The following is a 13,063-nucleotide window of genomic DNA, read 5'->3' on the forward strand; positions in this document are numbered from 1 at the left end:
CGGCCCGCGGCGACGGCCGCACGCAGTGGAGGGCGCCGACGATGGGCCGTGTAGGCGAGCGCGCGATAGTGCTCGGCGGCAGCATGGCGGGGCTGCTGGCCGCCGCCGTGCTGGCCGAGTCGTACGCGGAGGTCCTGGTCGTCGACCGGGACGCACTCGACGGCGTCGCCACGGCACGCCGCGGCGTCCCGCACGGCCGCCACGCGCACGGACTGGTGGCCCGCGGACAGCAGATCTTCGAGGCGCTCTTCCCCGGCCTGACCGAGGAACTGCGCGCGGCGGGCGTCCGGCCCGGTGACTTCGGCAGCGCCATCCGCTGGTACTTCAACGGCCGCAGGCTCGCCACCGGCGACACGGGACTGCTGTCGGTCCCCGCGACGCGGCCGGTGCTGGAGTACCACGTCCGGCGCCGCGTGCAGGCCGTGCCCGGCGTGACCTTCCTGGAGCGGTACGACATCCTCGGCCTGGAGACCGACGGCGACCGCCGCCGGGTCACCGGCGTCCGCGTGCAGCCCCAGGACGGCGACGCCGCCCCGGAGGTCCTGGCCGCGGACCTGGTCGTCGACGTCACCGGACGCGGCTCGCGCACCCCGGTGTGGCTGGACGAACTCGGCTACCGGCGGCCGGAGGAGAGCCGGATCAAGATCGATCTGGCCTACACCACCCGGCACTTCGCGCTGGACGCCGACCCGTTCGGCGACGAACTGGCGATCATCCCGGTGGCGACCCCGTCGCATCCGCGCGGCGCCTTCTTCTACCGGCTGCCCGGCGACGACGGCCAGGTGCAGCTCTCGCTCACCGGCATCCTCGGCGACCATCCGCCGGCCGACCTCGACGGATTCCTCGCCTACACCCGGTCGTTGCCGGTGTCGGACGTCTACGAAGCCGTCCGGCGGGCTGCGCCGACGCTGGACTCGGGGACGTTCAAGTTCCCCGCCAGCGTGCGGCGCCACTACGAGCGGCTCACCGAGTTCCCGGCCGGCTACCTGGTGATGGGCGACGCCGTGTGCAGCTTCAACCCGGTCTACGGACAGGGGATGACGGTCGCCGCCCTCGAAGCCCTGGCGCTGCGGGAGCAGTTGAGGACCGGCGCCCCGCCGGACTTCCGGCGCTTCTTCCAGCGGGTCGCCGCCGCCGTCGACTCGCCCTGGGAGTTCGCCGCGGGCGCCGACCTCGGCTACCCGGGCGTCCAGGGACGTCGAACGCCCCAGGTCCGGATCGCCAACGCCTACGTGAACAAGCTGCACAAGGCCGCCACGCACGACCCCGAACTCACCTCCGCCTTCATCCGCGCCGCCGGCCTGATCGAGCCCCCCTCCTCGCTGATGAGGCCAGGCACGATGGCACGGGTGCTGCGGCACTCCTTCCGCCGCCCGGCCGGCGCCGTCGCCGCCGCCGGTTCCGAGCGGCCCGAGCCCGTGCGACGGCCCAGTTGAGAGGCATCGACATGCGTCCCTTCCGTATCGACGTCCCCCAGGAGGCCCTGGACGACCTGGAGCGCAGGCTCGCCGCCACCCGGTGGCCGGACGAGCTGCCGGGCGTCGGCTGGGACCGCGGAGTCCCCCTCGGCTACCTGAAGGAGCTGGCCGGCTACTGGCAGACCGGCTTCTCCTGGCGCCTGGTCGAGAAGCGCCTCAACTCGCTGCCCCAGTACCTCACCGAGGTCGACGGAGTGGACGTCCACTTCCTGCACGTCCGCTCGCCCGAGCCGGACGCCATGCCGATGGTCCTCACGCACGGCTGGCCCGGCTCGGTGGCCGAGTTCCTCGACGTGATCGCGCCGCTGACCGACCCCCGCGCGCACGGCGGGGACCCCGCCGACGCGTTCCACCTGGTCATCCCCTCATTGCCCGGCTACGGCTTCTCCGGTCACCCCGAGGAGACCGGCTGGGACACCGAACGGGTCGGCCGGGCCTGGGCGGAACTGATGCGCGGGCTCGGCTACCGGCGCTATCTCGTGCAGGGCGGGGACTGGGGCATGCCGGTGTCGCTGCGGACCGCGCTCGCCGACCCCGCACACGTCGCGGGCGTCCACCTCAACATGTTCGTCACCGTGCCGCCCCAGGACCCGGCCGAGCTGAGCCGGCTCGACGCCGCCGACCTGGCCCGGCTGGAGTTCGCGGCCGGGTTCGAGCAGGACGGCGCCGGCTGGCGGAAGATCCAGTCCACCCGCCCGCAGACCCTCGCCTACGCACTCACCGACTCGCCCGTCGGCCAACTCGCCTGGATCGCGGAGAAGTTCCGGGAGTGGACGGGCGGCGGCCCGCAGGCCGAGATCCCGGTGAGCCGTGACTGGCTGCTGACGAACGTCGCCCTCTACTGGTTCACTTCGTCCGCGGGCTCCAGCGCCCAGCTCTACTATGAGTCCAACCGGTTGGACGCCGAGTTCCTGCGGACCTGGACGGGACCGTGGCCCCTCGCCATGCCCGTCGGGGTGGCGTCCTTCCCGCACGACGCGGTACGGCCGGTGCGCCGCTGGGCGGAGCGGCTGCTGCCGACCCTGGCCCACTGGTCCGAGTTCGACAGGGGCGGCCACTTCGCCGCCCTGGAACAGCCCGATCTGTTCGTCGCGGACGTCAGGACGTTCGCGCGGACGCTGCGATGACCCAGACCGTCTGCCGGCGGCGCCGGCAGCCGGATCGAGCGGCCCGGATCCGCGAACCGCTGCCGGGCGACGACGAGATGAGGCCGGATTGACAGTCGACGCGACAGTGCGCTTACCGGCGGCCCGCCCCGGGAGGCGAAGAGTCCGGATCGCTCTGGCCGGGCTGGCCGCGCTCGGCATGCTCGCCGCCGGACGCGGCGAAGTGCACGCCTCCACGGCGGCGCCCGCGGACGCCGGGGCACGGGGACGGGCGGGGGCGACCGACTGGCCCAGCGCCAACGGCGACCTCCTCAACACCCGGGCCGCCACCCGGACGCCGATCGACGCGAAGACCGTCCACCGCCTGAAGGTCAAGTGGCGGCTGCCGTTGAAGGGCAAGCCGACCTTCGCGGGCGTCATGGCGTCCAACCCGATCGTGGTGGGTCCGACCGTCTACGTCATCGACCTGGACTCCCACGTCTACGCCGTGGACAAGGAGACCGGCGAGATCCGCTGGCAGCACGCGTTCGACGATCCCAGCGTGGGGCCGAACGGCATCTCGTACAGCCGCGGGAGGCTCTTCGGCACCACCTTCACCGGCGCCTTCGCCCTGGACGCCCGTACCGGCCGGACCCTGTGGTCCAGGCGACTGGTGGAGCCGGACAAGGGCGGAGTCGACGTCGCCCCGCAGATCTACGGGAGCACCGTCCTGGTGAGCACGGAGCCGTCGATCTTCGGCCAGTACGTGCCGGGGTCGATGGGCACCGTCTGGGCCCTGGACACCGCCACCGGAAAGCCCCGGTGGACGTTCAACACCGTCAAGGACGGCTATCTGTGGGGCCACCCGGAGATCAACTCCGGCGGCGGCCTCTGGTACCCGCCGGCCGTCGACGGCCGCGGCCGGGTCTTCCTGTCGGTGGCCAACCCGGCGCCCACGCCCGGCACCCCCGACTACCCCAACGGCAGCAGCCGGCCGGGCCCGAACCTCTACACCGGCTCCCTGGTCGCGCTGGACGGCAGGACCGGCAAGCTCCTCTGGTACCGGCAGGCCCTCCCGCACGACATACGGGACTACGACCTCCAGGACTCGGCGATCGTCACTGCCGTGCCGATCCACGGCGTGCGGACCGAGATCGTGATCGTGGCGGGCAAGATGGGCAAGGTCTTCGCCTACCGCGCCGACGACGGTCAGCCGCTGTGGACCCGCCCGGTCGGACGGCACCAGAACGACGAGGGCCCGCTGCCCGAGAAGCCGGTCACCATCTACCCGGGCGTGCTCGGAGGGGTGGAGACCCCGATGGCCGCCGCGCGGGGAACGGTCTTCGTGCCCTGGGTCGACCTCCCGTCCGAGATGAGCGCCAGCGGCGGGATGAGCTACCCCGGGACCGACCAGGGCAGGGGAGGTCTCGCGGCGATCGACACGCGGACCGGGGGAGTGCGCTGGCAGCGGCGACTGCCGCAGATGGCGCTCGGCGCCGCGACGGTGGCCAACGACACGGTGATCACCAGTAGTTTCGACGGCCGGCTCTTCGCCTTCGACACCCGCACGGGCAGAACCCTGTGGACGGCGACCGCACCGGCCGGCGTCAACGCGCCGCCCGCCGTCAGCGGCGACATGCTGCTGGTGGGCGCGGGCGTCGCCGGAGCCTCGGACGACTCCCAGCCCCAGCTCGTCGCCTACGAGCTGGCGGGCGGCGGCTCACACGGGTGACGAGGCCCGCGCGTCGCACGCGACGGCCCCGGACCGTGTCGCGGTCCGGGGCCGTCGCATGCGACGCGCGCGGGAGTCACACCGCCGCGGCGGCGCTCTCCTCCCCCTGCTCGGCGCCGGACTGCTGCTGCCCGGTCGGCGGAACGTGCCGCAGGAGGGCGGTCACCAGGATCGCCACGGCCGACAGCAGCACGGCCGCGATGGCGACCACGACGTGCAACTCCGTGGTGAACGCGGCACGGGCGGCGTGCAGGACGGCGTCGCCCGTCGCGCCGGGCAGGCGGCGCGCCGCCTGCCCGGCGCTCGCCAGCGAGTCCTTCGCGGACCGCGCGGCGGACCCGGGGAGCCCCGGCGCGAGGGAGATCGTGCCGCGGTAGACCGCCGTCCCGATGCTGCCGAGCGCCGCGATGCCCAGGGCGAACCCCAGTTGACCGCTGGTCTCGTTGAGGGCCGCCGCGGATCCGGCCTTCTCCTGCGGCGCGGAGCCGATCACCAGGCCGATGCCGAGGGTGACCATGGGACCCGCGCCGAGGTAGATCACGGCGAAGCCGATGGCCAGCAGCGCCGGGCTGCCGCCGGCCCGGACCTGGGTGATCAGGACCATGCCTGCGATGCACAGGAGCAGACCGCAGCCGATGAGGTACGCGGGACGGAAACGCTGCCCGAGCCGGGGGGAGAGGACGAAGCTGACGGTGTTGGCGGCGATCGCCGGCAGCATCCACACGCCGGCGCTCAGCGGACTGCGCCCGTAGAGGAGCTGGAGCGTCTGGGTGACGAAGTACATGACCGCTCCGGTGAGCATGGTGCCCAGGAACAGGCTGATCAGGGCGGCCGAGAACTGCCGCCTGGAGAACAGGCTGAGGTCCAGGAGCGGGTCGGTCAGCCGGTGCTGGCGCCGCACGAAGACGACGCCGAGGCCGACCCCGACCACCACGGCGGCCAGGGGCGCGAGGTGCCATCCCGTCCGGGCGAACTCCTTGACGCCCCAGATCGTCAGGAGGACGGCGGCCAGGGACTCCACCACACTGACGAAGTCGAGACGGCCGGGCTGCTCGGCGCGGTACTCCGGCAGCAGCAGCGGCCCGAGGAGCAGCAGCAGGACCAGCGCGGGAATGCCGACCAGGAAGGCCGAGCCCCACCAGAACCGGGCGAGCATGGCGCCGCCGACGAGCGGGCCGACGATGGCGCCGACGGAGAAGCACGCCCCCCAGATCCCGATCGCCGTGCCCCGCTGCCGGTCGTCCCGGAACATCGTGGAGATCAGGGACAGGGTCGACGGCGCCAGCGTGGCCCCGGCGACCCCCATCACGGCGCGGGCCACGATGAGCATCATCGGGCTGGTGGCGTAGGCGGCGCCCACGGACGCGCAGCCGAAGGCCGCGGCGCCGATCAGCAGCAGTCGGCGCCGGCCGAACCGGTCGCCCAGGTTGCCCATGGTGATGAGCATCCCGGCGAGGACGAAGGGATAGATGTCGCTGACCCAGAGCTGCTCGACGCTGTTCGCGTGCAGGGCGGACGACAGCCGGGGCAGGGCGAGCAGCATGACGTACACGTCGACCGAGACCAGAAGCGTCGGCAGCGCGAGCACGGCCAGGCCGGTCCATTCCCGTCGGCCGGCGCGCGCCGTCGGCTCGATCGGCGTCACGGCGGAGTTCATGAAGGTCCTTTCCGATGGATGACGGACGGCACTCGGACGCCCTCGGACCCGCTACGTCGGAACCGGTGGGCGGTTCTCGACATCCGCGGGCGTGTGCGGGCGATGCGCCGTGACCTGCCCGCGTCGCCCGGCCGGCGTCCGCCGGGCCGCCTCACGGTCTTGGGGCACGCCCGAGGCCCTCCGCACCGTGCAACCGCAGCAGCAGGTCCGGGACGGCGACGGCGCGCACGGCGCCGCCGGACGTGAGAGCGGGCCGCCAGTCGGCTTCGGAGCAGATCACCATCGGGCCGTCGGACGGCGCGTCCGGAAGCCGCCCGTGCGAGCCGCGCACGCACGACGGGTCGAGCGGTGCCGCGTCCATGACGTAGCGCAGACCGAGCTTCTTGCGGGCCAGCCCGAGCGCCGCCTTGGCCTTCGCCAGCCGGTCCGCGGGGTCGAAGAACAGCTCGGCCGGGTCGTATCCCGGCTTCCGGTGGATCTCGACCGAGCGGGCGAAGTCGGGCGCGCGGGCGTCGTCCAGCCAGTAGTAGTACGTGAACCAGGCGTCGGGCGCCGCCACCGCCACCAGCTCGCCGGAGCGGGGATGGTCGAGGCCGTACCGGGCCTGTTCCGCCCGGCCCAGCACCTCCGCCACGCCGGGCAGCTCCTTGACCAGGTCGCGCACCTTCGGCACGTCCGCCGGGTCGGCGACGTAGACGTGCGCGATCTGGTGGTCGGCGACGGCGAAGGCCCGCGAGGTCCACGGGTCCAGGTACTCCATCCCGGCCTGCTCGTACACCTCCAGCAGGCCGTCGCGGCGCAGCGCGCGGTTCAGGTCCACCGGGCGGTCGACCGGGGTGATGCCGTACTCGCTGAGCGCGACCACGGCCGCCCCGTCCTCCTCGGCCTGCTCCAGCAGCGGCGCCAGCTCCGCGTCGACGGCCCGTGCGGCGGTCCGGGCCTGCGGCGAGTCCGGGCCGAACCGCTGGAGGTCGTAGTCGAGATGCGGTACGTAGACGAGCAGCAGGTCGGGGCGCTCGGCGCGCAGGATGCGGCGGGCCGCCGCGATGATCCACCGGCTGGACGCCAGGCCGGCCGTCGGGCCCCAGTACTGGAACAGCGGGAAGGGGCCCAGCTCCGCAGAGAGCCGGTCGTGCAGGGCGGGCGGCCGGGTGTAGCAGTCGGGCGACTTGCGCCCGTCCGCGTGGTAGACCGGGCGCGGCGTCACCAGGACGTCGGTGGCGGCGCCCATGGCGTACCACCAGCACACGTTGGCGACGCGGTAGCCAGGGCGCCGGGCCCGCGCGGCGTCCCACACCTTCGGGCCCCGCACCAGCCGGTCGTGCTGGCGCCAGAAGTGGATCTCGCCCAGCTCGCGGAAGTACCAGCCGTTGCCGACGACGCCGTGGTGGACGGGCAGCCGCCCGGTCAGGAGGGTGGACTGCACGCTGCACGTCACCGCGGGAAGCACGGTGCTCAGCGGGGCGCAGCCGCCCCGTGCGGCGAGGCGGGACAGGTGCGGCATGAACGGCAGCAGACGGGGCGTCAGGCCGACCACGTCCACGAGCACCACGGGTCTCACGCCGCTCCCTCCTGGAGCGGCAGCTCGTTCTCCGCCCAGCGCAGTTCGGCGGCGATGCCGGCCACCGGATCGGCGGCCCGGGGCAGCACCTGCCACGTGTACGTCTCCACCTCGACCACGGGCCGGTCGCGCACGGCCGCCACGGCCCGGCGCAGCACGTCGGTGGTGGCGCGCAGGGGGCCCGCGGGCGCGGAGTGCAGCGGGACGTGGAAGTGCACCCGCCAGGGCCCGAGGCCCGGCAGCCGGTCGAGCGCTTCGGGAAGGTCGTCGGCCGCGAGCACCCGGCCGTCCGCGGTCCGCTCCCGTACCTGGTGCAGATAGCGGGGCTCGGCGTACGCGGCGAGCAGCCGGCGGGCGCGCGGGTCCCGGGGATCGTCGACGTGCAGCGCCGCGGACGCCTGGATCTTCACCACCGAGAGGCCGGCTCGCTCGACCGAGGCGACAGCCTCCTCCGGCTCGGCGAAGGAGACGGCCAGGTGCGCGGTGTCCAGACAGAGGCCGACGACCTCGGCGTCCACTCGCGGGGCCAGCCAGCGCACGGCGTCGGCGACGGTGTCCAGGACGCAGCCCGGTTCCGGCTCGACCGCCAGCCGCAGCGGGCGCCCCGCGCGCGCGGACGCCTCGCGCAGCGCGCCGGCGGTCCACCGCAAGGCCGACCGGGCGGCCTCGTCGTCGGCCGCCGACCAGGGGCTGCGCCAGCCGAGCGGCAGGGTCGACAGGCTTCCGCTGCCGGCGTCGTCGGGCAGCAGCCCGGCCAGCACGTGCGCGCAGTCGGCGGTGTAACGGGCTCGGGCCGGATCGGTCCAGTCCGGGCGGTACACCGCGTGCTTGACGACCTTCCGGTGGAAGCCGCCGTACGGGAAGGCGTTCAGGGTGAGCACGGACAGGCCGCGCGCGTCGAGTTCGCGGCGCAGACGGCGCAACGCCGCGGGGTCCGCGGCCAGTTCCGCGGCGGCTTCCGCGGCGAGCCACAGCCCGAGGCCGAGCGCGTCGCGCCCGAGCCGCTCGCGCACCGGGACCGCGTAGGCGTCGAGCTGGCCCAGCACGCCCGCCACGTCCTCCGCCGGGTGGACGTTGGTGCAGTAGCACAGCCCGTTCACGACTGGCCGCGCAGCACGGAGTTGCCCTGGAACACGGCGTCCTGCGCGTCGCTCCCGTGCTCCGCGTCGAGCATCAGACGCCCGCTGCGTCCGTAGAACGCCACCGGGTTGCGCCACAGCACCGTGTCGACGTCGGCCTCGCCGAATCCCGCCTCCAGCATCGCGAGCGCGACCCGCCGGGTCGCCAGCGGGTCCGAACGCCCCCAGTCGGCCGCCGAGTTGACCAGCATCCTTGCCGTTCCGTACTCCTTGAGCACGGCCACCGTCCGGTGGGCGTCCATCTTGGTGTCGGGATAGACGGAGAAGCCCGCCCAGCAGCCGGAGTCGGCGACCATCCGCACGGTCACCTCGTTCAGGTGGTCCACCAGCACGGCGCCGGGATCGATGCCGGACTCCCGGATCACGTCCAGGCTGCGGCGCGCGCCGGAGCGCTTGTCCCGGTGCGGGGTGTGCACCAGGGCGGGCAGGGAGTGCTCGACGGCCAGCTCCAACTGGCGGGCGAACGCCTCGTCCTCGGCCGCGGTCATCGCGTCGTACCCGATCTCCCCGACCGCGACCACGCCGTTCTTGCCCAGGTAGCGCGGCAGTACGTCCAGTGCCTCGGCGCAGCGCGGGTCGTTCGCCTCCTTCGGGTTCAGGGCGATCGCGCAGTTGTGGCTGACGCCGAACTGCGAGGCCCGGAAGCGCTCCCAGCCGATGAGACCGTCGAAGTAGTCGACGAAGGACGCCAGTCCGGTGCGGGGCTGACCGAGCCAGAAGGCCGGCTCGACCACGGCGCGGACACCGGCCGCGTGCATGTTCTGGTAGTCGTCCGTGGTGCGGGAGGTCATGTGGATATGGGGGTCGAAGATCCTCATCGGCGGTCGTCCTCTCCTCGGGAGGGCGCCGGTGCGGGGAGCGGGCCGGCGCCGAGCAGCGTGCGAAGGTCCGGGCCGATCTCCCGCCCCGCGGCGCGGCGCTCCTCGGCCAGGTCGCGGGCCATCCGCAGCAGTTCGGGATCGCGGCGCCGCTCCAGCCCCGCCACCGCCGCCAGCGGCACGCCCAGGAACAGGCACTTCAGCACCCCGTGCCGCCAGGCAGGCTGGTCCAGGCGGGCGGCGGAGAACGGGCCCATCGCCGCCGCCACCAGCCGCGGGTCGTTGCTCCGCAGACCGTCGGCGACCAGCGTGAGACCGAGCGGCGCCGAGGACGCGGGCAGCACGGTCAGCGCGCGCAGCACTCCGCGCCGTTCGGCGTCGTCGCCGTGCCGGTAGAGCCGCTCCGTCCCGGCCGCCAGCTCCGCTTCGGGCAGCATCTCGGCGAGGACCGCGAGCAGCCGGGCCCGGATCCGGTCGTCGGCGGTGCCGTGGATCAGCGCGTCGCGATCACTGCCGCGCCCCGCCGGCGGCCTTCCGGCCAGCGCGAACTCCTGGTGCACGGCCTGGGGACGTTCCCGCACGCGCTGTTCGGCGGCCGTGAGCCGGTCGTCCCGGTCGGGTGCCATGGCTAGCTGTCCCCCCTCACGGCCGGCGCGGGCGTGCCGCCGGGCGAGGCCGCCCGGCCTGACGGGACTCGCCGGGCGGCGTGCAGCGCCGCCAGAGCCTTCGCGGCGGTCCGCGGCGCCGCGTGGCTGTGCCGCGGCAGTTCCACGGCGGCGACGCCGCGGTATCCGCTCTCGTCGAGCGCGGCCAGCGTGCCGGGCAGGTCGAGCGCGCCCTGCCCGAACTCCAGGTGCTCGTGCACCCCCGGCAGCATGTCGTCGAGCTGCACGTTGAACAGCAGCCCCCCGGCCCGGCGCACGCACTGCGCGGCGTCGACCGGCTCCACGGCGACGCAGTGCCCCACGTCCAGGGTGACGCCCAGCGGCTCGGGCGCCCCGAGGAAACGGCGCAGGGCGAGCGCCTCGCCGAGACGCTGGACCGCCATGCCGGGCTCGGGCTCCAGGGCGAGCCGGACGCCGCGCCGTCCCGCCTCAGCCAGCACCGGGTCCAGATGGGCGGCGATCCGGTCGCGGTTGGTCCGGCCGGACACGCCCGGTTCGCCCACGCCGGACCAGAAGGACACGCAGGTGGCGCCGAGCGCCTCGGCCACCCGGACGGCGCGCAGGAGGAAGTCGGTCCGCGGCCGGGCCGACTCCGAGACCAGGGTGGGATGGTGCTTGCGGAACGGGTCGAGCAGATAGCGCGCGCCCGTCTCCACCGCGCAGCGCAGCCCCGAGGCGGCCAGCAGCGCGGCCAGGCCGTCCGTCCGCCGGACCAGGCCGGGTGCGAAGGGGTCGAGATGGCAGTGGTCGAGGGTGAGGCCGATCGCGGTGTACCCCAGGTCGGCGATGACCCGCAGCGCGTCCGGCAGCCGGTGGTCGGAGAACCCGTTGGTGCCGTAGCCCAGGTCGAAGGCGCTCATGTGGGACTCCGCTCGCTGGACAGCCGACGGATCAGCGGCAGCGCGCTCAGCACCAGCGCGGCCTCGGCGAGCCGTCCGGAGCGGGCGGCGAGCCCGGCCTGGAGCGGCGCCATCCCCTGGATCCCGGCCACGGTGGCCGCCCGGACGGCGTCCGGCGCCAGCAGCCCGGCCCCGGCGTCTCGCGCGGTGGCCGCGGTCAGTTGAGCCGCACCCGTGGCGCCCGCGTAGACCGCGGCACAGACGACGGCCCCCGTCCGATGCCGTCGGGAGGGCGTCGGACCGAGGCAGGTCAGGGCCGTGGCGACGGCGGTGGCGGCCAGCGCCGTCCCGGCGTCGGAGCGTCGCCCGCCCCTTACCTCGCCCCGGGACTGAGCCGTCACGCCGAAGGTGTGCACGGCCAGCGCCAGCGCCGGGGTCCGGGCCGACGCCGCCCGACCGGCGCCCGCGCCGAGCAGGACGTCGAGCCCGCGGCAGACCGCCATGCCCAGCGGCGCCGCCCGCGTCGGTTTCAGCACGGTGTCATACGCCCCGATCGCCCCGGCCAGCGCCGCCGCCACGGTCAGCGCGTCGCGTCCCCCGGCGTACGCGGCCAGCGCGAGCCCGGCGCCGCCGAGCGCCGCGGCCGCGGTCAGGGCCGCCCACGGCGCGATCCGGCCCGAGGGGACGGGACGCTCGGGGCGCTCCTCGGCGTCCGCCGTCCGGTCGGCCCAGTCGTTCAGGGCCATGCCCGCCCCGTACAGCGCGGCCGAGGCGAGCGGCAGCGCCGACCGCCGCCCCCGCAGCGGTCGCCCGGCGGCGGCCGCCCCGGCCACCGTGTCGCCGAGCACGGTCAGGACGGCGGGACCGCGGACGAGTTCCAGCCAGTCGCCCAGCCGTCGCCCCGGCCTGTGCGCGGTCACCGGGACACCGTCGTGCGCCGGGCCCAGGCGATCAGGTCCTGCTCCTGCTGGGCGAGCCGGTGCTCGTCGCTGCCGAGCGGGTCCTTGAAGAAGAAGGCGAGCGCGCCCAGCGGTCCGCGCTCGCCCGCGGCGTGCGCACCGGCCGTGAGACGCGCGAGGTCCAGGACCAGCGGCGCGGCCAGCGCGGAGTCGTGGCCCTGCCAGGTGAGCTGGAGGCTCATCCGGGCGCCGAGGAAGCCCTCGAACGACACGTGGTCCCAGGCCACCTTGCGCTCGCCGAGATCGGGCACGTAGTCGATGTGCAGCGGCGCGTCGGCCGTGCCGCCGAGCAGCGCCTGAAGCCCGCGGGACTTGGACGCCAGCTTGCTCTCCGCCCGGTCGCCCCGGCCGAGGTTGGCGCCGTCGCCGCCGCCGAGCAGATTAGTGCCCGCCCACGACCGCACCCGCAGTCCGCGGGCCACGAACATCGGCGCCAGCACACTGCGCAGAAGCGTCTCGCCGGTCTTGCCGTCGCTGCCTGCGTAGGGCAGCCCCCGGCGTCCGGCCAGCTCGGCGACGGCCGGGACGCGCAGACCGGGGGAGGGGGTGAAGTCGACGAAGGGGCAGCCGGCGAGGAAGGCCGCGTAGGCGGCCAGCGCGCCAGCCGGGAGGACCCGGCGCCCGGGGGAGCGCAGGGCACGGTCGAGGGCGTCGAGGTCCCCGTGCTCGGGAGACGGCTGGAGCGGGGGCTCGGTGCTGGAGACGTTGACGACCACGACCCGTTCCAGATCGCCCCGGGTCCGGAACTCCTCGATGTCCCCGGCCAGCCGCTCGACGGCGTCGATCTGCGCGACGGCGCCGTCCTCGGGATCGTGTCCGGGACGGATCGCGCGGTCCGCCGCGTCGAGTTCGTCGCCCACCGCCTGCGGAAGCCAGGGCGGCAGCACGCCGGCGGCGCTCAGCTCCTCGGCCCGTTTGCGCAGGGGGGTGCGGACGACGTCGTGGCCGCCGACCACCAGCTCCGGCCAGTCGGGGAACGTGGCCGGGTCCAGATCCAGGCGTTCGCTGACGCTGCCGGTGGACGGGGTCAGCCCCGCCCGGAGCGCGGCCAGACCGCAGACGGCCGTCGTGGCCACCGACCCCCTGCCGCCGATCAGCCATAGACCGGTTCTGCCTCGCATCGCGCGACT

At 74.6% G+C, this 13,063-nt stretch carries 11 protein-coding genes; 3 read left to right on the plus strand and 8 right to left on the minus strand.

The annotated features are described in order from the left end of the window. Window positions 1-41 precede the first annotated feature (41 nt). The 3 genes from ABZ861_RS21465 (at window position 42) to ABZ861_RS21475 (ending at window position 4,295) form a co-directional block, all read left to right on the plus strand. Window positions 42-1,436, plus strand: coding sequence for an FAD-dependent oxidoreductase (locus ABZ861_RS21465; protein WP_361632388.1), 1,395 nt, complete (start codon window positions 42-44; stop codon window positions 1,434-1,436). An 11-nt stretch (window positions 1,437-1,447) separates the two neighbouring features. Next, window positions 1,448-2,605: an epoxide hydrolase family protein gene (locus ABZ861_RS21470; RefSeq protein WP_361632390.1), complete on the plus strand. Its 1,158-nt coding sequence runs from the start codon at window positions 1,448-1,450 to the stop codon at window positions 2,603-2,605. A 106-nt stretch (window positions 2,606-2,711) separates the two neighbouring features. Continuing rightward, window positions 2,712-4,295 (plus strand): PQQ-binding-like beta-propeller repeat protein, encoded by a 1,584-nt coding sequence (locus tag ABZ861_RS21475; protein ID WP_361632392.1) that lies wholly within the window; start codon window positions 2,712-2,714, stop codon window positions 4,293-4,295. Between the two features lie 76 nt (window positions 4,296-4,371). Here the strand turns inward: ABZ861_RS21475 and ABZ861_RS21480 are convergent, their stop codons facing one another. From ABZ861_RS21480 to ABZ861_RS21515, 8 genes are all read right to left on the minus strand, one after another. Continuing rightward, window positions 4,372-5,952, minus strand: coding sequence for an MFS transporter (locus ABZ861_RS21480; RefSeq protein ID WP_361632394.1), 1,581 nt, complete (start codon window positions 5,950-5,952; stop codon window positions 4,372-4,374). Window positions 5,953-6,103: 151 nt separating this feature from the next. Further along, window positions 6,104-7,513, minus strand: a complete 1,410-nt coding sequence (locus ABZ861_RS21485; protein ID WP_361632396.1) for a nucleotide pyrophosphatase/phosphodiesterase family protein — start codon at window positions 7,511-7,513, stop codon at window positions 6,104-6,106. Then, the gene (eboE, locus tag ABZ861_RS21490) at window positions 7,510-8,613 is read right to left on the minus strand and encodes a metabolite traffic protein EboE (RefSeq protein WP_361632398.1); all 1,104 of its coding nucleotides are present in this window, start codon (window positions 8,611-8,613) and stop codon (window positions 7,510-7,512) included. The genes ABZ861_RS21485 and eboE overlap by 4 nt, the downstream gene beginning before the upstream one ends. After that, window positions 8,610-9,470, minus strand: a complete 861-nt coding sequence (locus ABZ861_RS21495) for a TatD family hydrolase (protein ID WP_361632400.1) — start codon at window positions 9,468-9,470, stop codon at window positions 8,610-8,612. Before ABZ861_RS21495 ends, eboE begins: the two co-directional genes overlap by 4 nt. Then, window positions 9,467-10,096: an EboA domain-containing protein gene (locus ABZ861_RS21500; RefSeq protein ID WP_361632402.1), complete on the minus strand. Its 630-nt coding sequence runs from the start codon at window positions 10,094-10,096 to the stop codon at window positions 9,467-9,469. The genes ABZ861_RS21495 and ABZ861_RS21500 overlap by 4 nt, the downstream gene beginning before the upstream one ends. A gap of 2 nt (window positions 10,097-10,098) precedes the next feature. Continuing rightward, window positions 10,099-10,995 carry a sugar phosphate isomerase/epimerase family protein gene (locus ABZ861_RS21505; protein ID WP_361632404.1) on the minus strand — a complete coding sequence of 299 codons (897 nt, stop codon included), beginning with the start codon at window positions 10,993-10,995 and terminating at the stop codon, window positions 10,099-10,101. Then, window positions 10,992-11,894: an SCO3242 family prenyltransferase gene (locus tag ABZ861_RS21510; RefSeq protein WP_361632406.1), complete on the minus strand. Its 903-nt coding sequence runs from the start codon at window positions 11,892-11,894 to the stop codon at window positions 10,992-10,994. Before ABZ861_RS21510 ends, ABZ861_RS21505 begins: the two co-directional genes overlap by 4 nt. Beyond that, on the minus strand, window positions 11,891-13,054 hold the full coding sequence (locus tag ABZ861_RS21515; protein WP_361632408.1) for an inositol-3-phosphate synthase: 1,164 nt from the start codon (window positions 13,052-13,054) through the stop codon (window positions 11,891-11,893). Before ABZ861_RS21515 ends, ABZ861_RS21510 begins: the two co-directional genes overlap by 4 nt. Window positions 13,055-13,063: the final 9 nt, after the last annotated feature.

The sequence above is a fragment of the Streptomyces sp. NPDC046985 genome, from assembly GCF_040644415.1.
Lineage (GTDB): Bacteria > Actinomycetota > Actinomycetes > Streptomycetales > Streptomycetaceae > Streptomyces.